Consider the following 23,319-nt stretch of genomic DNA (forward strand, 5'->3'; position numbering starts at 1 on the left):
ATCCATTGCAATGGTGTACGCCTGCCAAATACGGTACATAAAACAGATATCACCACAATAAACATTATAAGATAAAATAGAGTTTTCATTATTTATCCAGTCCACAATTGGTTTCTAATAGGGAGGTGAAATTAAAATAGGATGTACAAACGCCCAGCGGGGGTCGTGCCGCAGATTTAGTGGTAATGGTTAATTGTCAGATACCATCCGATGATCTTATCGTGCATTTCTTCTGATTTTGAGAAGCAGATAGTCTTGCGGGCTAACCGTTTGAGATGGGTTCGCAAGTTCAGATTATGTCGCTCTATCCTCTGGGTGTATTTCTTGCTGATAACATGACTGGTTGAGGACAATAAAGTGCGGTATACCGGCCAGGCATCGGTCATGTAGAAGGCAATGCTAAACTGGCTCAGCAAAACCAGAAGACGCTTTAATGTCAAAGCATTTCGCGGGCCAAATACATGGGCGATAACGCGCTTTCGGATGCGGTCATAGGCATAAAACAGCCAGCGTTGATTGCCTTTACAGCGGACATATGACCACTGCTCATCGGCTTCACAGCAGATAACCACCTCTGCGCTAGGCTCTACGTTTTGCGCTACCTGGTGCGGCGTAAGTTTTTTAGATGACGCAGAACGGTATTGAGGCTTATCCGTAGAACCCGTGCTGTATCGCGGCATCCGGAGCCGTTCATCGCCATATCAACGATGGCCTGATGGGTTTCGGGTTTAGCTCCGTTGTAGCGATAGCTGAGCTGGAAGGTCTTCAGGCATTGGTTACAGCGATAGAGCTGCGCCCCTGAGCCGGAGTGGCCGTTTCGGATAACCCCATGAGTTTCAGAACAGCGAGGACAAACCACATCAATCTTTGCCATCAATCATCCAAAGGGTAAAGAGTACACCAACACTAAGTTTGCGTCACGACCGAATTTTTAAAACCAAGAAAAAGACTCTCGCTCATACTCATTTTAATCTTGCCGATATTGTTCATCACCGTTCTGACAAGTTACTTTCTTTAAGTTGGGTGAAGTAAGCCACCATTATACGAAGCACACGAGGTATTGATAGCAGCACTGAAAAATACATTAAATTTGGAGGAGTGAAGTTATGGCAAAAGTTAAATTTGAAAATTTTCTTAAATGTATGATTTTTGAAGTAAGTAGCGTTGATTCTTTTGAACGCATTCACGAAGCATTATTTGACTACTGCGATGAAACTGTAAAGGCAAACCCTGATATCGCTGTAAAGGCTGTGAAGTATCCGGTCTATTAGGGGTCCGCTTGGATAACGGAAAATAAACCACGCTAAGACTACTTTTTAACCAAAGCGCTCTTGGTTGTTGTCCGAACGGCGGGGCTACGGCGTTTCTGTGTCCGAAACCGAACGATTGCGTACACCATCCCAATAACATGTACGAAAGTAAGCAAAACTATTAACGGACAGTTAGATCGTTCCGTACATCCCTTACGGTCAGGGGGTTTCGCTCAATGGAACGAAATCCCCCGTTAAACTCAAAACGCTTAACGTAGGATAATTTCCGTTTTCCAAGCGGACCCCTTAATGTTTATCGAAATTCAAATAGCAAAACAAAAGGATCAATCAGCGGTCCTTTTTTTTTATTTTTTCATGAATATCAATAAATTATATTCTTAACGTACGTTTTCGTTCCATTGGCCTTCAAACCCCTAATTCAGCGTGGTAGTTAATCAGAGTAGTAAAGCAGTAATCGCGGCGCAGGATATTTTGGTCATTCTTTCTGATAGCCTCAACGTAACGATCAACATACTTGGCAAACTGTTTGGTGACGTGTGCTTCTTTAGAAAGAAGGTCTTTCGCCGCCTTTTTATTTTTCAGGAGAAAAACTTGAGCACTGATGTAGGACTTATCGGTTATTAACATTGCTTTGGAATAGTCTAACCCCATACCCCGGACGTCATTCTTTCCGGTATCACGTTCAATGATGTAACAGTCATCGTGACGTATATGCGATCTTACAGGGATAGCGAACGTCAGGCCATTGAGCTGTATCTGAACGATGCCATGGCCTCTGATTTTATTGTTAACGAGCCATGAGTTTGTTTTAGCATCAAAATCAAGTGCTTCTAACACAACGAGGTTCTGTTGATAAAACGAACTATCTAGTTTTTTTAGTTCCATAGATGATTGATTTTCCATACAAAAAAACCCTGACAAAATGACAGGGTTTTTAAGGTAGCTATCTTACAAGGAATTTGGGTTTTTATCGTGGGGATATTCCTACCGCCACAAACAAACATGGAATTTGGGTTTTTACCGTGGGGATATTCCTACCGCCACAACTTAACTACAGTGTGATCATGGCACACATAGACTACAAATGCAACACCAATGCTGACAACGGTGTTCCCAGTATCATTGCTACCGGACATAAACACCTGCCCATCCAATTAGAAAACTCGTTGTTTTCCAAGCGGCCCCCTATCAGGCGGATTAACTCGATATCGGTTTTAGCCGCTTTGGCCATTCAGTTATCCCGCTCGGCTTCAGTTCTTCCCAATGATCGACACGATAAATAAAGCCGCGCCAATAGTCTGTTTCTCGCCAATAGTCATCAGCGCCCAAGATAATTAGAAAGTTTCCACGCTCTGCCAGGCTGGCTGCCTTACGTGATTTACTAATGATACTATGTAGATAATCTAAATACTGATCGTTTATGCTGTTGTGGTAATAACCTACCGTGGCATACAAATCAGCGTCTAAAAGCAGATGATGCGCCACTTCATCAGTGATCAAATTGCTATCGTTTTCATGTTCAAAAACGACGCCTGGGTTAATAATATAAAACCTGTTTCCCTCGTAGTGTGCATCTTCTGGCCGGAATAAAATGCCGTCTGTGGAATAGTATTCCGTGTTCATCCCCAGCTCATTAGCGGCGGCGATCTCAGCCAATACGTTTACCATTTCGCGGGTATACGCTTTGCGCTGGCTCCAGACGGGTAGAATCAAATCACACCGCCGGTAGTATGCTGTCGCCCACTGGTCTATAAAATCTTGTGCTGTCATCATTACTTTTTTCATGCCTAGTTATTCTCGGGGTTTGAGGACCAATGGATCGAAAACCTATACTAAGTGATATCAGAAATCGATTTGGTTTATCCGAGGTCAAAAAACGGGTTCTGTCGCGTTAGCGTAGCTCAGTTAGCAAAAGTTGCGTTGTCGGTTATTTAGGCTGCTAGCAAATAGAATTGTTCCGCGGCTGACAGTCCCTCACTTTGCAGGTGTCGATATTGCCCTTTGCGTATCATATGAATTAATTCAATGCCTGCCAGTATCGTCTGCGCCCGGCGAAATGATTTAAATCCCGTCATCAGTCGGGTTCGCCGCTTTATATTTCGATGGTCCTGCTCAATCAGATTATTCAAATATTTGCTCTGCCTGATAGTGATAGTTTCATCTTCGGCTTTATCGGCATTAAGCGTCGCCAGCGCTGCTGTATTGGCTCCACTTTTATCGATAGTGACCACTTCAGGTTCATTGTGGTACCGGATGGCCTTGCGAAAGAAGCGCAACGCCGCTGCCGCATCCCGTTTGGCCGTCAACAGGAAATCGATGGTCTGGCCTGCAGTATCCACCGCGCGATAGAGATATTTCCACTGCCCTTTGATTTTGATATAGGTTTCATCCATGCGCCATCGACTGCCCACAGAGCGTTTATGCCGGCGGAAGGCCTTGTCTAACAAGGGCACCAGGCGAATAACCCAACGATGAAGCGTGGAATGGTCAACAGCAATACCGCGTTCAGCCATCATTTCTTCGATATTTCGCAGGCTCAGGGCATAAGCCAGATACCAGCGAACACATTGTACGATGATATCAACGGGGTAATGCAAGCGTTTGAAGGCGTTTCGGATCAGAGGCATGGGTAGGCAACATCAAAAAAAACAGCATGTTACCTGACCAAGCCTTAATGCGACAGAACCGGATGAATAGCTTCAGTTCTCATGACAACGCCATTATTTGCAACAAGCCTGATAAGCTGACGCTTTATCTAATAAAAGAACCTAATAGCCGTTCTCAATTCATAATTAAGGATGAATTATTTAAATAATTCATAAGCTTTCTTTTGTTTCGCACTGATTCCTTAGGAAATAAGGTATCATACATGAACGGGATAATGCATGTTTTTAAATTGGCATTGTGCATCAAAATAACATTTAACTTATACCTTATTTTTGCGTTAATAAATATTTTATTCACGTCATAAGAGTCTAAATTATCGATATCAAGTATAATAAATTCCGTTTTAGAGCTTATTGAACTCTCAATGGAATTAATTTCATCATGCAGTTTAACTGTATTAAAGTTAAATACTTCGTGATGCTGAAAATGTTTTCTTAATAAATCCAAAGTGAACTTGCATTTACTGTAAATGTGATATTTCATATGTCAATTCCATTTGATTTTTTTACAAAAAAAGGGCCAGTCAACACTTATAATGTGTAAACTGGCCTCAAGACTAATTCATCTTTTGAAAAATCAGATCCCGAAAGCGAAGTTCATGGTCATAGAACCGTCAAGCTCGGCATCGTCAGTGATGGGGCCATTCATGGTGGTAGTGCCACCCAAGATTGGGCTAACCGTGATATCAGCCACAAACACTTTACCAGTGCTCTGAGTGTTCGCTGCAGATGACCAACCGGTGCGCAGACCAGTGGTCAGGCTGGCTGATGTTGCTGCTGCAAACGTGGATGTTGCAGAAGAGAACAAGTTAGACGCTTTGCCGTCTACAGTACCGTTCTTAATCAGTGCAGTGTAGTAACCGATTTTGCCGGTCGTGTTTACACTACCCAGACCGAAGTTAGTGGTGGCAACAGCACTGGATGTCACCGCACGGTTATCGACGGGGGTGAAGTTCAGATAAGTATCGGCATCACAGGTCACCGTCCAGGTTTTCGTCATTGGCGTCAGCGCGGTCGTGGCCGTCCCTGATTTGACTAAAGATGAAGACAATTTACCGAAATCATAAACACCTTCATCTGGAGAAGCGACGGTGCAGCTTGGAACAGTCAGTGTACCAGTGACTTTCAGTTCAGCTGTCGGAGGAGCGGCATGTGCTGCAGTCATACCCAAAACCAGAGAAGATAAAACAGTCAGACCAATCAGTTGCTTTTTCATGTGTAAGATATCCAAATTCATAATGTAGGGTAAATGAAGATTTGTCTGTCAGCATGTGGATGTAAGCTCTATTTTAAGTTTCATCAAAACATGATCTAGATCAATTTATTTCGTTGGAGTGATTAAACAATAAACAGGCATGGGCGTATATCGGAATGGAAGTGGACTTGATGTCAGAATATTCTTACGAAATACTTTTTCTAGTAGGGGGAATATATTGGGGAATAGCGTTTAGTGATTTAAAACTCAAGGGCACCATTCTCTGGCAACCCCTGAGCATTAGACGATTATTAACGTGTGACAGGAAGAGCGACTTCCGTTTGCACAAAACCATAGCGGCTCAGTGGCGTGACTTTCACAGATGTCGGTGATGACTTGATCGAGAATTGTTTGCTGGTGCCCGGCATAATATACGGGTTACCCAACGGAACGACTTCATTACTCGGGACTAAAACTACCTGTGGCCCCAGACGAACAACATGTTTACCTGGATTTTTAATCGTCAAATTATTCCCTGATGCGGAGAAAACCAGCTCCTCCCAAGGATTTTTAATTTGTGGCACTGCGCTCGGCTGAATAAGAAAACCGATTTCCTGACGGATAGGCATGACGGTGGCATTACCAGAGACCTGCTCAACCCCTTCAAATGCCGCTTTTAGCAATACTTCATTGTCCAGTACGGCGCCTTTTTTCAGCACGAAGTTCACTTGCTGACTTTGGCCAGCATCAATGCGTGTCACTGGTGGTGAAATCAAAATCTGCTTACTGAAATCTTTGCCATCAATATCAATCAGTTTTGTCACCAGCAAAATAGGGTTGGCGGAAGTGTTATCAATGGTAAAACTCGCACGCCCCTCGCTTTCTTTCAATATGACGGTCGTACTTTCTAATTTGAACGATGCATTAGAGGCTAGACTCCAGCAGCTCAATAGCACCAGCACATTGAAAACAAGAAACGATTTAAAGCGATTATATACCGAGGTATAGGTCACGGTATTCTCGCTGCGATGACTGACAATGGTCTTTTTCATAATAAATCCTGTGTCTGGAATATCGATTAGATCTCTTTTGCTGGCCGCCACTCACATTAATGACATACCGCATCAGCAACTTCATACAATGTATCTGGATCAAATTTCTCCGGCACCCCATAACTTACAATGCACTCGCCCCGGTTGGCGGCCTTAACTCGCAGCGTGGCACCAATTGCGTTGTTTTCCAACATAAAATTACCATCTCCAATCAGCGTTCCGAGGAAATTACCCTTGTCATCCAGCACGTTTGCTCCCACTGGCAGAGCCTCGCCATTGCTGTCACGAATGGTCAGCAGCAACTGGCGTGTTTCTGTTGCCTCAAAATTACGGGTTGCCACCGTGCCGCGGGTCATCATCAAATCGGCACTGGTACTGTTGAGACGTATATTCAATGGCAATGTTTTGGTACTAATTTGGGCCTTGGATGCACTGTAAGGCATCACTGATGGCAACAGCGCTGTGCCAGCATAGTCGGTTATGGACATCCCACTGCTCGGTGATGATACCCGTAAATTTGACTGACTAGGCACGTTCACTATTGCGAAGGTGTCACCAATGGCCGATGCCGAAGTTGCAAAGGTATTGTTCGCGTAAGCCATTGAACCACTAGATGCCACATACGCTGAACGACTATTGTTATTGGCCTGAGAAATCCCACTCGCCAGTTGTGAATAGGCTGTTTTCACATTCATTGCGCCATTAACTCGTTGCTGATTATTACCGCCCGTCACCCCCACGGAATACCCTTTGTTATCACCCCAAGCCCCTTGATAAGTGCTGCCCAGCGTCGTATTACCATTATTACGTTGCATCCGGCCAGTGAGAGACCCATTACCCAGTGGCATACTGAGTCCCAAATAGACAGCATTACGCCCCTGTGAACTTGACTGAACACTCAACGTGGTGGTCACTCGGCCAAATTGTTCACTGGCGGAAAACGTATGGGAGACACTGTTCTCTGCCTGATAATACATATTATTAGACAAAACATAGGAAAATGCGCCCCAGCGAGGATGGGCCCAGGTCACGGCTGCTGATGTGGCATTTTTCAGTTTGCCAACGGACAGGTCAGCCAAATTATTACCGCCACTTAGGGCATTATCAGGTGACCAGTAATTGCTTGATTCGTAAACCGTCGATAAAGACGCACTCAGGTTGCCGTTAATAGACACCTGATTTTGTAATCCGAGTTGGTAACCTTGTCCGGCACCTTGGGTATTGGTATAGCTAGCGGTGGCTGAAATCCAAGCACTCTCAAACCCGCTGTATAGATTTTGCGCACTGATATTTTGATAATCTGCAGAAAGCAGCCCAGCGGTAGTGACCTGAAATGCATTCGCCGGACTAAATGCCATCTCGCCTGTTGCCAGTAAGGGAGACTTGCTTTCACTGCCACTGAGAGTGTCGCGATAGCGACCCAGTGCGAGCTGGTAGGTTGTCGCTTGTTGTTCAAAATTGGGATCAAGGGCGTTCGCGACGGTAAAATGTTGCTGGGTGCCGTCTTCTTCAATCACATCAACATCCGTAGGGACACCGCTGGAGAAATTGCTGATATTGGATAATGAGAACGGGCCCGGTGCCACCACGGTGCGGTAAATAACACGCCCACGCTGGCGAATTTCGATAGTGGCGTTGGTGTTGGCAATCCCTTCAATGGGCACAACCAGTTGGGTGTTATTGAGTTGGGCATTATCGGAATAAAGCTGGGCACCCATCACTGGCAGACCAGAGTATGTATTGGCGACTAGGCCAAACTCCCCCAACTGTACCACCGACTTTAAAGATTCAATGGCGCGTAATGCGTAGGTTTCCTGATTATCATAATGGCCCACCCCTTGGTTGTAATTATAAGAACCTCGGTTGCGCACCACCCAGTTATAAAAATTAATACCCGGCTCGAATTGCCCCTGAAATAAATTCAGGTTGTCATTGTTGTTTTCGATGCGTTGGCCGAATAAATTATAATTTAGCAATAAGGCGTGGCCGCCCCGCTGATATTCACTTTCTTCCAGCTCAGGGTCAAAGGCTTCTTGCGGTAATGTCATTTCTACTCGGAATTGCCCAGGAAAGAGCTTAACGACCACTCCAGGCCACAGAGTTTCAATATTCTCGCAACTGTCGCCACTGTCTTTATAGTGTAACTTTAATGCCATCAGCAGTTTTCGGTCAGCACATAGTTGACCTTCGCTACCGAAAGTCGCTTCAGTACGGTAGGTTTTACTGGCATTGATAATAATGGTGACATCATGCTGACCCGGTAAGAATTTATCAGCTCCACTGAAGAAATTAGCTAATTCTGCTGAATAGCCCAAACCTTCCAGTGTTTTTATATCAAATGCGGCAGCGCCCTCTTTTGTTGCAGAGAGTCCTGCCACAGGGAAAAGGGAAAGTAGGCAGGCTATATAAAGAAGTGATAGCTGACGACTGAACACAGGAATACCTTAGAATGAGCAAATCATTTATCGATAATAGTCTGTACGGTAATTTAATTTAAAATATAATTAAGCACAGTCAGATATGAGGGTAATGATTAATAATCGATGGCATGAGTAGGATGATTAATCACCCTACTCAATATTGATTGAGGACGAATTAGATACCAAAGGCGAAGTTCATCGTCATTGAACCATCAATCTTACTATCTTCAGTGATGGGGCCCGCCATGGTGGTACTGCCAGCTAATACTGCACTGACTTCAAGGTCTGCGCTAAACGTTTTACCCGCTTTTAATGATTTATCGGCATTAGACCACCCCTGCAATTCCCCTTTGAGTACGTTTGACATTGTGGTGCAATCAGCCGCTTGTCCTGGTTGAATACACACAATATTTGAAGCGACATTATCAATTTTAGCATTTGACATTTTAACAGTGTAATAGCCTATCTTGCCTGTGCCATTAACCAAACCCAGACCATAATTATGCCCACCGCTAGCACTCTCTGACCCACTGCGATTATCCTGAGGAGTATAGGTGAGATAAGTGTCAGCATCACAGGTAATGGTCCAAGTCTTTGTGATTGGGGTTAATGCCGTTGTCGCCACACCCGATTTAATATTGGTCGCTGAAATCTTACCCAGGTCATAAACACCACCATCGGGCGCCATCACATTACAGGTAGGAACACTGAGTTTTCCTTTCACCTTTAATTCTGCCGTTGGGGGAGCCGCATGCGCTGCAGTCATACCCAAAATCAGAGAAGATAAAACCGTCAGACCAATCAGTTGCTTTTGCATTTGTAGAGTATCCAGATTACAAGTTTAATTTAAGATTAATTTATCAACACGTTTATGTAATCTCTGCTTTGAGTTTCATTAAAACATGATGTAGATCAATTTATCTCGTTGGGGTGATTAAACAATAAACAGACATGGGCGTATATCAGAACAGAAGTGGACTTGATGTCAGAATATTCCTACTGAATTTCTATCTTATTAAATTCATTATTATCAATACGTTAGTCTTTAAATTAATGCTCAAAAACAATCATTTTTGAAGGATCCAAGTGATGAAAATAAGCGGGAGATGGGTACCTGTTTGTCCTTCTGTCATCGCGAGTCAGCTATCCTTGATATTAGCGAGGAATTCACGCCGATGAGCATTGGTGTAGGGGTCTGAAGCCCAGCCGTACGAAAACGTACGCCAAGTACATTTATTGAACAACTCATAGCGACCGCCTGGAAAACGGAATCGGTAATCCCTCCCCCCGAAAAAGCAATATTTTCCATGATAGTTATCCAGTTTAAGCCTTCTATCAGCATACTGCTGTGAAGGAGGGAGTGACTATCTCATTAAATAAAGCACGCTAAGCCATGGTTTGCTCATATGTTTGACTGTTCGGGATTTACTACGTGGCAATTGCAATCTGACAACCCCTGTAGGATGCCGCACGTCTCTACTAGTCGAGAACCAGAACATTTCTCGCGTAAATCGACTAGGTGTTGCCTCAACTGCAACAGCACAGCCACGTGTATTTCTAATTGCTGGATATGGGTATCCAGTAGCACATTGATCTCGCCACAACTCCGCGTCGGGTTGTCTCTCAGACCTAACAATGCCCTAATTTCGCTCAACGTCATATAGAAAGAACGGCAATGTCGGATGAACTGCAAATGCTCAATGTGTACATCACCGTACAACCGGAAGTTGCCACCGCTTCGCGCTGGTTTCGGTAGTAGCCCTTGCTTTTCGTAGTAACGGATAGTCACGACCTTGCATCCAGTGCGCCTGGCGAGGTCGCCAATTCTGATTTCCATACGTTAATCCCCATTTATCACTTGACTCTATAGTAACTATAGAGATTTTAATGGAGGCTGAATAGAAAATTTTCAGGAGTTACTCATGAGCGAATGCGCTTCAAAAAGGTGTGGCTGCACGACTGAGCCGACCATTCAACCTGCGGCACTGGTTCCTCTGGCAACTAGATCGGCTCAAGCGGTGTATCGCATCGAAAACATGGATTGCCCCACAGAAGAAGCGCTAATCCGAAGCAAACTGGCCGGTCTGGCGGGGGTGGTGGGTCTTGAGTTCAACCTGATGCAGCGTACCTTGGCCGTTCAGCACAAATTGCCTTCGTTGTCTCCCGTTGAGCAGGCGCTGAAGGCGATCGGCATGCAAGCTGTGCGTACGGATGAGGCGTCGGCCGAGCAGACAACCAAGATAACCATTGCCAAGATGGATTGTCCGACCGAAGAGGCGTTGATCCGCAACAAGCTCGGCACCTTGGCTGGGGTTGCCGAGCTCGATTTCAACCTGATGCAGCGCACACTGTCGGTACGCCATACTGAGCACGCTTTGCCAGATGTGCTTGCGGTACTGCAAACGCTTGGATTTGAGGCGCAGGTGAGGTATACAGCGGAGACTGTATCCGCATCTTTTGCGACTACACCGACTAACTGGTGGCCGCTCGGTATTTCTTTGGTAGCCGCATTGTCGGCAGAAGCTGTTTATTGGTTCCACTACGGTAGTCACTGGTTCGTCATCGTTCTGGCGCTCGTCGCCATCTTCACTGGCGGTCTCTCTACCTACAAGAAGGGGTGGATTGCGCTCAAGAACCGTAATCTCAACATGAACGCCCTCATGTCGATTGCGGTCACGGGTGCCATGTTGATAGGTCACTGGCCCGAAGCGGCGATGGTGATGGTGCTCTTCGCGCTGGCCGAGGTGATCGAAACCAAGTCGCTGGATCGCGCCCGCAACGCCATCCGTGGCCTGCTCGACATGACCCCGGAACAGGCCACAGTACAACAGGCTGACGGCACATGGCGCGAGATAAGTGCAAAGCAAATAGCTATTGGCAGCCGCGCCCGGGTCAAACCGGGTGAGCGCATCGCCCTTGACGGTGAGGTGCTTGAAGGCCGTTCTACGGTCAACCAAGCCCCGATCACGGGCGAAAGCCTCCCGGTCGAAAAATCCCCCGGTGACCCGGTGTTCGCAGGCACCATCAACGAATCCGGTTCATTCGAGTATCGCGTCACCGCCGTGGCCAGCAACTCCACACTGGCCCGTATCATTCACGCCGTAGAGGCTGCGCAGGGGAGCCGTGCGCCGACTCAGCGTTTTGTCGATCAGTTCGCCCGCTGGTACACACCCATCGTGTTCGCCCTAGCCATCGCCGTCGCGTTGCTACCGCCGCTGTTCATGGGGGCGCTATGGCTCGACTGGATCTACCGTGCATTGGTTCTACTGGTTGTCGCTTGCCCGTGCGCACTGGTGATTTCTACACCGGTCAGCATTGTCAGCGGCCTTGCCGCCGCCGCACGCCACGGCATTCTCATCAAGGGCGGCGTCTATCTGGAAGAAGGCAGCAAGCTGCGCTGGCTGGCACTGGACAAGACCGGCACGATCACGCACGGCAAGCCTGCGCAGACCGATTTTGTCCCATGGGGCAGTTCACTCGCATCGGACGGTCGTAGCATCGCAGCCAGTCTGGCGGCCCGCTCAGACCATCCTGTATCCAAAGCGGTGGCACAGGCCGCGCAGACTGATGCGATTGCCCTAATCGACGTAGACGAGTTCAGCGCGCTGCCTGGTCGGGGTGTGCAAGGAAAAATCAACGGTGAGGTCTACCATCTTGGCAACCACCGTATGCTCGAAGAGCTTGGGCAGTGCACACCAGAGCTGGAACAGCGCATCGCGGCGCTGGAAACCGCTGGCAAGACAGTCGTTATGTTGGTAGGCGCAAAGGCGGTACATGCCTTATTCGCCGTAGCGGACACCATCAAGGAAAGCAGCAGGAGCGCCATTGCCGAGCTTCATGCACTGGGCATCAACACCATGATGCTGACCGGCGACAACTCCCACACGGCACAGGCCATTGCCGCACAAGCCGGGATCGACCGTGCGCAAGGCAATCTGCTCCCAGACGACAAACTGCGCGAAGTTGAGCTACTGGCCATAAAGGGTAAGGTCGGCATGGTCGGTGATGGCATCAACGATGCCCCGGCCTTGGCGCGTGCGGACATCGGCTTTGCCATGGGAGCGGCTGGCACCGATACCGCCATCGAGATCGCTGACGTGGCCCTGATGGACGACAACCTGCGCAAGATTCCGACCTTCGTGCGCCTGTCGCGTGCGACGGCGCAGGTGCTGATGCAAAACATTGTGCTGGCGCTTGGCATCAAGGCAGTATTTCTGGTGCTGACCTTCACGGGTCAAGCCACCATGTGGATGGCCGTGTTTGCTGATATGGGTGCCAGTCTGCTGGTAGTATTCAATGGATTGAGGTTGTTGAGGAAATAAACGAAATTCTTTGTAGTTAACTTAAAAGGAGTAATTTTTATGAGAATCAATCTTGCAACCAAAGCGCTGATGGTGGCACTCACACTAGGAACGGTTTCCACATTGGGAATATGGGGCAGCGCTAATGCTCAGGGACCAATAAACAGATATCAGGGCATGACCTCGGAACAACAGATTGCGGTGGATAAAGTTTACATCGAGTATGAAAAAACAATGTCCTCATTGCAACAACAACTCATTATAAAGCAAGCTGAATTTGACGCCCTGTCCTACGGTGATACATCACAGAATACAGAGAAAGCACAATCACTCATTAGAGAAATAGGGGAACTCAACGCCAAGCTCTATGCCACCCGCTCGGGAATGCGTAGCAAACTTGAAGCCTCTGGCGGTTATTATCCTGATCGTGGGATGATGAGGGGACATCATGGTCGCGGCATGATGAATTCAGACTACTACGACAGTTGTTGGTAATAATCTGGTCATTGTCGCTATTGACCCCAACAGACCTTCAATACCTACGGTAGCAATGGGTCTTGCATGTTGGTCGCTTTCTGACCTGGCAGTAACGCCAGGTCAGAAAGCGCCTCCAGTCGGGAGACTTTTACCCTGACAATAATTTGCAACATCAATGAGCTGGTTGCCGTACATCCGCCTAGATCTGATATGTCTTCTTGAATTCTACCCTAACCTGACGTCAGGCCTGATGATGAAAAACTGTCAGAATAAAGTCACTCTGACTATTTATTGACACAAGTAATTAAAGGTCATAGATTCTTTTCTGACACATTCAGTATTGGTGGGGTATGAAAGGTCAACGTATTGGCTATATCCGGGTAAGCAGCTTTGACCAGAACCCAGAACGGCAACTGGATCAGACTCAGGTGGATAAAGTCTTCGTCGATAAAGCATCGGGTAAAGATACTCAGCGGCCAGAGCTGGATTCACTGTTGTCATTCGTGCGTGATGGAGACATCGTGGTGGTTCATAGTATGGATAGGCTGGCTCGTAACCTGGATGATTTGCGCCGTCTGGTACAAAAGCTTACCCATAAGGGAGTGCGTATCGAATTTGTTAAAGAATGCCTGACATTCACTGGCGAAGATTCACCCATGGCAAACCTGATGCTCTCAGTGATGGGGGCTTTTGCCGAGTTTGAACGTTCTTTAATCCATGAACGTCAGCGTGAAGGGATCGCTTTAGCCAAGCTGCGTGGAGCTTACCGTGGACGAAAAAAATCACTGTCCTCAGAACAACAAATTGAAGTTCGACGGCGAGCAACTGATGGTGAGAAAAAAGCCCAGCTTGCTCGCGAGTTTGGCATTAGCCGTGAAACGCTGTATCAATATCTGAAACAGTCTGATTAACATCTCATTTTTATATATTCGTATGTGATCCGTAGCCAGGGAGGGACTTTTGCCAGCAGATTTTTTAAACGCGGAACAACGTGCCAGTTATGGTCAGTTCTCTGGTGAGCCTAATGACATTCAGCTTGCTCGTTTCTTTCTGCTGGACGAAGTGGATATGGATTTCATTAACAACCGGCGCGGAAGGTCCAACCGCCTGGCAGTGGCATTGCTGATTGGCAGCGTTCGATTTCTTGGCGCATGGCCTTATGACTTGTCAGCGATCCCGACCAACGTACTGTGGTTTGTTGCCCGACAGCTGGGAATATCCGATACGGGCGTTCTGTCCGACTACTCCAGAAGAGAAACTACTCTGCGTGAACATCAGGCTCTGATCCGTCGTCAGTATGGCTATCGTGATTTTTCGTGGCCATGGACTTTCAGATTGAGCCGATTACTGTTCACCCGAAGCTGGCTCAGCAACGAACGGCCAGGTTTGCTTTTCGATCTGGCTACCAGCTGGCTTCTGCAAAATAAAATACTGTTGCCGGGCGTCACCACGCTGACCCGTCTGATATCCGAAATACGTGAAAAATCAGCAGAAAGGCTCTGGTCACGTCTGTCCGGGCTGGCATCAGGTGAACAGAGATCATTACTTGAAGAACTGTTACAGGTGCCTGATGGAGTACGCACCTCACGCTTTGACCAGTTAAGAAAAGGCCCTGTTGCCATCAGCGGCCCGGCATTTAATCAGGCTATTGCGCGCTACCTGAAACTGAAAGCATTTGGCATGCAAGATCTTGACTTCACCGGTATTCCGCCGGTGCGTTTCAATGCACTCGCCCGGTATACTGATATGATTTCAGTGTACAAAATAGCCCGGATGCAGCCCATAAGACGAACAGCGATGCTGGTTGCCTTTGTTCGTTCCTGTGAAATATCGGCACTGGATGACGCGCTTGACGTTCTGGATGGGGTTATCGCTGATATAGGACGGGAGGCAAAAAAACTTGGTCAGAAAAAACGACTGCGGACACTGAAAGATCTTGATAAGTCGGCATTAGAGTTGGCTCATATCTGCTCGGTGCTCCTGGATGAAAATGTTGACAGTGAGTTGCTCCGCTCAACGATATTCGGGAAAGTCCCTCCGGCCAGGCTGGCCGATACCATCGCATTTATAAACGCCATCGCCCGACCTTCTGACACCAGTTTTCATGATGAAATGGTGGAACAGTATGGGAGAGTCCGCCGCTTTCTTCCCTGTTTGCTGGAAAATATTGAATTCAGCGCTGCTCCGGCAGGTGAAACAACGCTGGAGGCGATACGCTACCTTGCGGCGATAAGGTCAACCCGGAGGCAGCATATTGATGATGCGCCAATGGCGATAATTACCGGCCCCTGGAAACGACTCTGCTATGGTAAAGACGGTCATTTATCCCGACAGGGCTATACCCTTTGTGTTATGAATAAGTTACAGGACAGTCTGCGACGTCGGGATATTTACGTCGCACAGAGCGATCGCTGGGGAGATCCGCGGGCTAAACTTCTCCGGGGTCAGGACTGGCACACCAACAGAGTGCAGGTATATCGCTCCCTTGGGCATCCCCTCAACGCTAGAGAGGCAGTCAATGCGCTGACCCGGCAGCTTGACACGGTGTACCGACAGGTCGCTAAAAATTTTGTCGATAATCAGGCTGTCTCTCTGGATTTCACCGGCAAACGCACGAAGCTGACCATTGCTCATCTTAACGGACTGGATGAGCCACCGACGCTGAAGTTACTCTCGAAACGTATATCTGACCTGCTGCCAGTTGTCGATCTGACAGAACTCCTTCTTGAAATCAACGCGCATACTGGATTTGCAGAGGAATTTACCCATGCAAGCGAGGCGGGCGCACGTATGGATGATCTGACCGTCAGTATCTGTGCAGTATTGCTGGCTGAAGCCTGCAATATTGGTCTGGAGCCCTTTATTCGACCCAATATTCCGGCGCTGACTCGTTATCGTCTGAGCTGGACCAAACAAAATTATCTCAGGGCAGAAACGCTGGTAAAAGCAAACGCCAGACTGGTTGATTATCAGTCTACCCTGCCTCTGGCTCAGAAATGGGGCGGTGGTGAGGTAGCCTCTGCCGACGGCATGCGATTTATTGCCCCGGTACGAACGGTACATGCAGGCCCCAACCGAAAATATTTTGGCTCCAGTCGCGGGATCACCTGGTACAACTTCATTTCAGATCAGTACTCCGGATTTCATGGCGTTGTCGTTCCAGGCACGCTAAGGGATTCCATTTTCGTGCTGGAAGGACTACTGGAGCAGCAAACCGGACTAAACCCGACTGAGATAATGACAGATACAGCCGGTTCCAGTGATCTGATCTTTGGCCTTTTTTGGCTGCTGGGCTATCAGTTTTCTCCCCGTCTGGCTGATGCAGGAGCCTCTGTATTTTGGCGTGTGGATAAAGATGCAGATTATGGCGTGCTGAATGATATCGCCCGCAATGCTGCGAATGCCCGGAAGATAGAGCAACACTGGGATGACATGATGCGCATGGCCGGCTCCCTGACGTTGGGGACAATTCGGGCGTCAGTTTTGATTCGTTCGTTGCTGAGCAGCGATCGCCCTTCAGGATTAACACAGGCCATTATCGAAGCTGGGAAAATAAATAAGACACTGTACCTGCTGAATTATATTGATGATGAGGATTACCGACGTCGCATCCTGACCCAGCTTAACCGGGGAGAAAGCAGACATGCTGTCGCCAGAGCAATTTGTCACGGGCAGAAAGGCGAGATCAGAAAGCGCTATCAGGATGGGCAGGAGGAGCAACTGGGCGCTCTGGGGCTGGTGACCAATGCCGTCGTGCTCTGGAATACCATTTATATGCAGGCCGCACTGGCACATTTGCGTGATGAGGGCGAAGTCATTAATGAAGAAGATGAAGTCCGGCTTTCGCCACTGCGGCATGCGCATATCAATATGCTGGGGCACTATACATTTACGCTTGCAGAACAAGTAACAAAGGGCCAGCTCAGACCTCTTAAGCAGGCGGACGAGGCGGATGATTGGCCTTTATGACGGCCTAGTTATAAAGGCAATAAAACGCCGATCTGGTTAAAAAATATACTTAGCGTACGTTTTCGTACGGTTGGGCTTCAGACCCCGTGTATTCTCCTTTATTTGTGAAAACAAACTGGCGTTATCAATAAAACTCAAACAAAAAATAAGGGCCGAAATAATATTCCGGCCCTTTTTCACTATTAATTTGTCTTCGCGGTAATTAAATCCCGAAAGCGAAGTTCATGGTCATAGAACCGTCAAGCTCGGCATCGTCAGTGATGGGGCCACCCATGGTGGTGGTGCCACCCAAGATTGGGTTAACGGTGATATCAGCCACAAACACTTTACCGGTGCTCTGGGTGTTAGCCGCAGATGACCAACCGGTGCGCAGACCTGTGGTCAGGTTAGCTGTAGTTGTCGCCGTGAACGTTGATGTTGCAGAAGAGAACAAGTTAGACGCTTTGCCGTCTACAGTACCGTTCTTAATCTGTGCGGTGTAGTAACCGATTTTGCCGGTCGTGTTCACGTTACCCAGGCCGAAGTTAGTGGTGGCAGCAACACTGGCAGATGCCGCACGGTTATCAACAGGCATGAAGTTCAGATAAGTATCAGCATCACAGGTCACCGTCCAGGTTTTCGTCATTGGCGTCAGCGCGGTCGTGGCCGTCCCTGATTTGACTAAAGATGAAGACAATTTACCGAAATCATAAACACCTTCATCGGGAGAAGCGACGGTGCAGCTTGGAACAGTCAGTGTACCGATAACTTTCAATTCCGCTGTCGGAGGAGCGGCATGTGCTGCAGTCATACCCAAAACCAGAGAAGATAAAACAGTCAGACCAATCAGTTGCTTTTTCATGTGTAAGATATCCAAATTCATAATGTAGGGTTAATTGATGATTGGTCTGTCAGCATGTGATGTCGTCTCTATTTTGAGTTTCATCAAAGCATGATCTAGATCAATGTATTTCGTTGGAGTGATTAAACAATAAACAGATGTGGGCGTATATCGGAATGGAAGTGAACTTGATGTCAGAATATTCCTACTCATTTTTAATTAACTTGAGCAGCGTTGGGGCGGAAATAGGGGGTCTGTTGCATTAAGATGTCGTTACGGACACGATTAATCGAGGTCAGGATGACAACTCGTGATAAAGCAACAGGCAAAAGTGAACGACTGGCGGTTTAAACAGTGCTGAGGCGTCGGAATTTTGCTCTGGCTAAATAGACCGCGCAGAGCAAACTAAAATGGGAATATGTGTAGCATCGTCAATAAAGAGTGGGGAGCAGGTCTCTCCCCACTAACACAATGACTATACCTCGCTCAGAGCTGCCTGTCATGTCTGCTTAAGAAACGGCCTTAACGTAGGATATTTTCCGTTTTCCAAGCGGACCCCTTGTTGATCGTTATAGTGAACGAAAAGAATCAGCAGAAGCACTTTCCAGGCGAGTAAATCAGAGCAAGATTTGAAGTTGGTATGGCGAACAATGACAGCATTAGCATCAGCCAGGTCATTCTCAACATTCCTGATGGCGAGCGGGTCCATCTGCAGGAAGAAATGGCAACTTAATGATTAAGGGGGCAAATGCCCCCTTAATGTTTATTTCAGTCGTTTACCTGTTTCATCAACAACTTTTTCACCATCTTCCTTGGCGAATGCCCCTTTTTGCGCATCTGTCAGGATATCCAGCACCACTTCAGACGGGCGGCACAGGCGGGTACCCAGCGGCGTCACCACAATCGGGCGGTTAATCAGAATGGGATGTTGCAGCATAAAGTCGATGAGCTGATCGTCAGTAAATTTATCTTCCGAGAGCCCCAGTTCTTCATAAGGTTCAACGTTTTTGCGCAGCAATGATCGTACCGTGATCCCCATATCAGCGATGAGTTTGACCAGTTCATCGCGTGAAGGTGGGGTCTCAAGGTAGAGAATCACGGTCGGTTCAGTACCGCTGTTACGGATCATCTCCAGCGTGTTACGCGAGGTGCCGCAGGCCGGGTTGTGATAAATGGTGATGTTGCTCATATCAGTTTCTCATTACAAAGTGACAGAGAGACGTAGCGCCAGCGCAGCCAGCGTTACAAACAGCACAGGCAGGGTCATGATAATCCCGGTGCGGAAGTAATATCCCCACGTGATTGTCATATTCTTCTGTGAAAGTACGTGCAGCCAGAGCAGCGTTGCCAGGCTACCAATAGGGGTAATTTTCGGTCCCAGATCGCAGCCAATGACGTTGGCATAAATCATCGCCTCTTTGATAACACCGGTCGCGGCGCTGCCATCAATCGACAATGCGCCAACCAGTACGGTAGGCATATTGTTCATAATGGAAGACAGGAATGCGGTCAGGAATCCGGTGCCAAATGTCGCAGCCCACAGTCCCTTATCCGCCAGTACGTTCAGCACGTCGGAGAGATAATCCGTCAGACCGGCGTTGCGCAACCCATAGACCACCAGATACATCCCCAGCGAGAAGATCACAATCTGCCAGGGCGCGCCGTGCAGCACTTTACCGGTATTAATCGCATGACCTTTTTTAGCCACCGCAAACAAAATGACTGCACCCACTGCTGCAATCGCGCTCACAGGAATACCGAGTGGCTCGAGGACAAAAAAACCGACTAACAGAAGGATTAAGACTATCCAGCCGGTTCTGAACGTCGCCGGGTCTTTAATGGCTTTTGCCGGTTCTTTCAGTCGCGCCAGATCATAAGTAGGCGGGATATCCTTGCGGAAAAACAGATGCAGCATCACCAGTGTGGCAATAATCGCAGCAATATCTACTGGCACCATTACCGAGGCATATTCAGTGAATCCCAGATGGAAGAAATCCGCCGAAACGATGTTGACCAGGTTCGAGACGATAAGCGGCAAACTGGCGGTATCAGCAATGAAGCCAGCCGCCATCACGAACGCCAGTGTGGTGCTTTTACTGAAACCCAGCGCCAGCAGCATGGCGATAACGATAGGTGTCAGAATAAGCGCCGCGCCATCGTTGGCGAACAACGCCGCCACCGCCGCCCCAAGCAATACGATATACGTAAACAGCAGGCGACCACGACCATTCCCCCAGCGGGAAACGTGCAGTGCCGCCCATTCGAAAAAGCCGGACTCATCCAGCAACAGACTGATGATAATGACGGCGATAAACGTTGCCGTCGCGTTCCAGACGATATTCCACACCACCGGAATATCAGCAATGTGTATCACACCCGACGCCAGAGCCAGTACGGCACCCAGCGTTGCGCTCCAGCCAATCCCTAATCCTTTCGGCTGCCAGATAACCAACACGATGGTCAGGATAAAAATGGCTCCTGCCAGTAACATAAAACCTCCTGACAGGGCAGCAATGCTGCCCTGCGTGATGACAATAAATTAACCAGCGAGTTGTTTGAGTTTGTCGATGCCGGTCGGCTCTGACGCCAGTACAGGAACAAGTGCGACACGGCTGGCGTGCCGGAGTTTAACGCTCTCGATCTGCGGACGTTCTTGTTGTGCTCGCAGACGAAGCAGCGGCGAACGGGTATTCGCGATGGAAAGGCTGTTATTGATAATCCAGCCCCAAGGGTGAATGCCTGCACGCTCAAGATCGGCCTGTAAATTTGCCGCCTCAAGCACGGGCGTGGTTTCCGGCAGCGTCACCAGTAACACTTTGGTTCGCTCCGGGTCCTGAAGTTGCATCATCGGTGTGGTGAAATCCCCCTTATCGCCCATTTTCTTCGCAATCTCGCGGTGATACGCGCCTGTAGCATCCAGCAGCAATAGAGTGTGCCCGGTCGGTGCCGTATCCATCACCACGAAGCGCTTACCCGCTTCACGAATCACCCGTGAAAAGGCCTGGAAAACGGCAATTTCCTCGGTGCAGGGTGAGCGTAAGTCTTCTTCCAGCAGGAGTTTCCCCGCTTCGTCCAGTTCTTTTCCCTTTGTTTCAAGAACATGCTGACGATAGCGTTCCGTTTCCTCTTGAGGATCGATCCTGCTGACCTGCAGGTTGTTAAGGCTACCGTTCAGGGTTGTGCTGAGATGCGCCGCAGGGTCAGATGTTGTCAGATGGACATCAAATCCCATTTCGGCCAGCCTGACGGCAATGGCTGCAGCCATCGTGGTTTTCCCCACGCCACCTTTACCCATCAGCATGATCAGGCCATGCTCATTACGGGCAATATCATCGACCAACGCAGAAAGTGACGGAATGTCAGGGCGCTGTTGAACGTATTCTTCAGGTGATGACGCCGCTACAGGCTGAGTAGAGAGAAGCCCGCTGAGTGCAGACACGCCGACCATATTGACCGGCTGGAGGAATAACGTGTCAGTGGGCAGACCGGAAAGTTCAGAGGGAAGATTGGCCAGCGCCTCCTGTTCACGGTCCCATATTGCAGCAGCCAGTGTATCGTTTGCCGCTTCAGTTTTAGGCAGAACGCCATTAATAACCAGGTACTGATTTTTAAGGCCGATTGCGGCAAGTTCCAGATGAGTCCGGGCGACTTCCTGCAACGTGGATTTTTGCAGACGAGCAACTAATACCAGTCGGGTACGCTTTGGATCAGACAACGCTTCAACGGCATGGGCATACTGTTCACGCTGCTTTTCCAGCCCCGCCATTGGGCCGAGACAGGACGCGCCCTCGGGATTGCTGTCAATAAAGCTACTCCAGGCGCCCGGCAACTGAAGAAGGCGAATGGTGTGACCCGTCGGCGCGGTATCAAAAATGATATGGTCAAACCGCGTCAGCAGAGAGGCATCTGTCAGTAATCCGGTAAATTCATCAAAAGCCGCAATCTCTGTTGTGCATGCACCTGACAGTTGTTCGTTGATGCTGGAAACAACGTCATCAGGCAGGACGCCTTTAATAGGGTCAACGATTCTGGCCCGGTACTGTTGTGCAGCGGCCTGAGGATCAATCTCAAGAGCCGACAATCCAGGAACAGAGGCTATTGGCTGAATGGTATTGCCAATCGTCTGGCTAAACACCTGGCCTACGTTTGAGGCCGGATCGGTACTGACCAGCAGCACCCGTTTCCCCTGTTCTGCCAGACGGATCGCCGTGGCGCAGGAAATAGAGGTTTTACCAACGCCTCCTTTACCAGTAAAAAACAGATAAGGGGGGATATTCTGTAAGAATTTCATATGTCCTCCTGACATACTTAACAACAAGAAGTATTACCACCACAGCAGCTTGTTGGCGCTAATCCCACTTTCTCCAGTGGAATGCTAAACCAGCGAGCCAGCTCAGCGCGTTTCGGGTAACGCCCGGCCATCACTGTTTCGCCATCCAGTAACAACAATGGCAAACCTTCTGCCCCGGAAGCCTCAATAAACGCTTTGACCTTCTCGTTCTGTACAAAGCTCATCGGCTGTTGTGCGAGATTGAAACGCTCAATTTGTACACCACGTTGTTTGAGCCATTGCACATCCGCAGAAAAATCGACCAGAGCCTGATCAACATCTGTACCGCAGACGCCGGTGCTGCAGCACATCGCTGGGTCAAATACCGTTAACGTTTTCATTTCAATACCTCATATTTGATAAAGCATATATGTTAAGGCAAATTTTTTAGATGCAGACAGCCTTACTGCTACCGGAGCAGTTAACTGAAGCCAGCTTGCGGGCGATGGCCTGAACGTCGTCCTGTTGGCTTAACCAGGCCTGCTCAATAATCTGAGCAGCCCATGAAGGAATATGTGGTGATAAGCGGTAGTGAACCCATTTTCCTTGTTTACGATCCAGAAGAATTCCACTTTCCCGCAGCATTGCAAGATGACGGGAGATTTTGGGCTGCGATTGATCCAGTGTCATGCAAAGATCACACACGCACAACTCTCCCATCTCCCTGAGCAGCAACACGATACCCAAACGGGTTTCATCGGACAGGTTTTTAAATAACTGAAGTGGTGTTAGTTGCAACATTTCCCTCTCCTTTGTAGAAAACAAGTATCCCTCTACTCTGATATTAAGTCAAACAACACATAACCAAAAACATATGT

At 48.2% G+C, this 23,319-nt stretch carries 20 protein-coding genes and 1 pseudogene; 6 read left to right on the forward strand and 15 right to left on the reverse strand.

All coding sequences use genetic code 11. From position 1 onward, the window contains the following. Positions 1 to 176: 176 nt before the first annotated feature. Positions 177 to 874 (reverse strand): IS1 family transposase gene (locus D5F51_RS22310; protein ID WP_100273935.1). Its coding sequence is split into 2 segments (ribosomal slippage): positions 177 to 616 and positions 616 to 874, totalling 699 coding nucleotides; the frame shifts between segments, so codons are not numbered across the junction. Positions 875 to 1,106: 232 nt separating this feature from the next. Between D5F51_RS22310 and D5F51_RS22535 the strand changes: the two genes are divergently transcribed. Next, on the forward strand, positions 1,107 to 1,271 hold the full coding sequence (locus D5F51_RS22535; protein WP_162301879.1) for a hypothetical protein: 165 nt from the start codon (positions 1,107 to 1,109) through the stop codon (positions 1,269 to 1,271). A gap of 405 nt (positions 1,272 to 1,676) precedes the next feature. Here the strand turns inward: D5F51_RS22535 and tenpIN are convergent, their stop codons facing one another. The 8 genes from tenpIN to cadR all read right to left on the reverse strand — a co-directional run bounded on the left by tenpIN (position 1,677) and on the right by cadR (position 10,441). After that, positions 1,677 to 2,174, reverse strand: a complete 498-nt coding sequence (gene tenpIN, locus D5F51_RS22315) for a type III toxin-antitoxin system TenpIN family toxin (protein ID WP_129199590.1) — start codon at positions 2,172 to 2,174, stop codon at positions 1,677 to 1,679. 294 nt (positions 2,175 to 2,468) lie between these two features. Then, complete coding sequence (locus D5F51_RS22320) at positions 2,469 to 3,056, reverse strand: hypothetical protein (protein ID WP_129199592.1); 588 nt, start codon at positions 3,054 to 3,056, stop codon at positions 2,469 to 2,471. A 146-nt stretch (positions 3,057 to 3,202) separates the two neighbouring features. Further along, positions 3,203 to 3,898 (reverse strand): IS6 family transposase, encoded by a 696-nt coding sequence (locus tag D5F51_RS22325; RefSeq protein WP_019213468.1) that lies wholly within the window; start codon positions 3,896 to 3,898, stop codon positions 3,203 to 3,205. 616 nt (positions 3,899 to 4,514) lie between these two features. Next, entirely contained in the window at positions 4,515 to 5,153 is a 639-nt protein-coding gene (locus tag D5F51_RS22330) for a DUF1120 domain-containing protein (RefSeq protein WP_129199594.1), read from the reverse strand. A 290-nt stretch (positions 5,154 to 5,443) separates the two neighbouring features. Next, complete coding sequence (locus tag D5F51_RS22335) at positions 5,444 to 6,184, reverse strand: fimbria/pilus chaperone family protein (protein WP_050287519.1); 741 nt, start codon at positions 6,182 to 6,184, stop codon at positions 5,444 to 5,446. A gap of 56 nt (positions 6,185 to 6,240) precedes the next feature. Continuing rightward, the gene (locus tag D5F51_RS22340; RefSeq protein ID WP_129199596.1) at positions 6,241 to 8,619 is read right to left on the reverse strand and encodes a fimbria/pilus outer membrane usher protein; all 2,379 of its coding nucleotides are present in this window, start codon (positions 8,617 to 8,619) and stop codon (positions 6,241 to 6,243) included. A gap of 160 nt (positions 8,620 to 8,779) precedes the next feature. Continuing rightward, entirely contained in the window at positions 8,780 to 9,421 is a 642-nt protein-coding gene (locus D5F51_RS22345) for a DUF1120 domain-containing protein (RefSeq protein ID WP_019213442.1), read from the reverse strand. Positions 9,422 to 10,006: 585 nt separating this feature from the next. Further along, a complete protein-coding gene (gene cadR / locus D5F51_RS22350; RefSeq protein ID WP_129199598.1) occupies positions 10,007 to 10,441 on the reverse strand; it encodes a Cd(II)/Pb(II)-responsive transcriptional regulator in 435 nt (144 codons plus the stop codon). A gap of 85 nt (positions 10,442 to 10,526) precedes the next feature. Between cadR and D5F51_RS22355 the strand changes: the two genes are divergently transcribed. The 4 genes from D5F51_RS22355 to D5F51_RS22370 all read left to right on the forward strand — a co-directional run bounded on the left by D5F51_RS22355 (position 10,527) and on the right by D5F51_RS22370 (position 17,351). Further along, positions 10,527 to 12,926, forward strand: a complete 2,400-nt coding sequence (locus tag D5F51_RS22355; protein WP_129199600.1) for a heavy metal translocating P-type ATPase — start codon at positions 10,527 to 10,529, stop codon at positions 12,924 to 12,926. Positions 12,927 to 12,965: 39 nt separating this feature from the next. Continuing rightward, positions 12,966 to 13,400, forward strand: coding sequence for a hypothetical protein (locus D5F51_RS22360; protein WP_129199602.1), 435 nt, complete (start codon positions 12,966 to 12,968; stop codon positions 13,398 to 13,400). Between the two features lie 332 nt (positions 13,401 to 13,732). After that, on the forward strand, positions 13,733 to 14,293 hold the full coding sequence (locus tag D5F51_RS22365; protein WP_023492554.1) for a recombinase family protein: 561 nt from the start codon (positions 13,733 to 13,735) through the stop codon (positions 14,291 to 14,293). 49 nt (positions 14,294 to 14,342) lie between these two features. Further along, positions 14,343 to 17,351 carry a Tn3 family transposase gene (locus D5F51_RS22370; protein ID WP_129199604.1) on the forward strand — a complete coding sequence of 1,003 codons (3,009 nt, stop codon included), beginning with the start codon at positions 14,343 to 14,345 and terminating at the stop codon, positions 17,349 to 17,351. A 202-nt stretch (positions 17,352 to 17,553) separates the two neighbouring features. Here D5F51_RS22370 and D5F51_RS22375 read toward each other — a convergent pair whose 3' ends face one another. Then, positions 17,554 to 18,192, reverse strand: coding sequence for a DUF1120 domain-containing protein (locus tag D5F51_RS22375; protein ID WP_019213441.1), 639 nt, complete (start codon positions 18,190 to 18,192; stop codon positions 17,554 to 17,556). Positions 18,193 to 18,729: 537 nt separating this feature from the next. On the opposite strand from D5F51_RS22375, the pseudogene D5F51_RS22380 reads away from it, so the two are divergent. Next, a pseudogene (locus D5F51_RS22380) lies at positions 18,730 to 18,804 on the forward strand (arsenical resistance protein ArsH); the annotation flags it as partial. A gap of 130 nt (positions 18,805 to 18,934) precedes the next feature. On the opposite strand, the gene arsC reads toward D5F51_RS22380, so the two are convergent. Genes arsC through D5F51_RS22405 form a run of 5 tightly spaced genes read right to left on the reverse strand, consistent with a single transcriptional unit; the run spans position 18,935 to position 23,242 of the window. After that, the gene (gene arsC / locus D5F51_RS22385) at positions 18,935 to 19,360 is read right to left on the reverse strand and encodes a glutaredoxin-dependent arsenate reductase (protein WP_019213439.1); all 426 of its coding nucleotides are present in this window, start codon (positions 19,358 to 19,360) and stop codon (positions 18,935 to 18,937) included. 12 nt (positions 19,361 to 19,372) lie between these two features. Continuing rightward, complete coding sequence (arsB, locus tag D5F51_RS22390; protein WP_096200178.1) at positions 19,373 to 20,662, reverse strand: arsenite efflux transporter membrane subunit ArsB; 1,290 nt, start codon at positions 20,660 to 20,662, stop codon at positions 19,373 to 19,375. A gap of 48 nt (positions 20,663 to 20,710) precedes the next feature. After that, complete coding sequence (gene arsA / locus D5F51_RS22395) at positions 20,711 to 22,462, reverse strand: arsenite efflux transporter ATPase subunit ArsA (RefSeq protein WP_129199606.1); 1,752 nt, start codon at positions 22,460 to 22,462, stop codon at positions 20,711 to 20,713. 17 nt (positions 22,463 to 22,479) lie between these two features. Beyond that, a complete protein-coding gene (arsD, locus tag D5F51_RS22400; protein WP_011817072.1) occupies positions 22,480 to 22,842 on the reverse strand; it encodes an arsenite efflux transporter metallochaperone ArsD in 363 nt (120 codons plus the stop codon). A 46-nt stretch (positions 22,843 to 22,888) separates the two neighbouring features. Beyond that, on the reverse strand, positions 22,889 to 23,242 hold the full coding sequence (locus D5F51_RS22405) for a transcriptional regulator (protein WP_019213436.1): 354 nt from the start codon (positions 23,240 to 23,242) through the stop codon (positions 22,889 to 22,891). Positions 23,243 to 23,319 lie beyond the last annotated feature (77 nt).

It is taken from the genome of Yersinia hibernica (genome assembly GCF_004124235.1).
In the GTDB taxonomy this organism is placed as follows: Bacteria; Pseudomonadota; Gammaproteobacteria; order Enterobacterales; family Enterobacteriaceae; genus Yersinia; species Yersinia hibernica.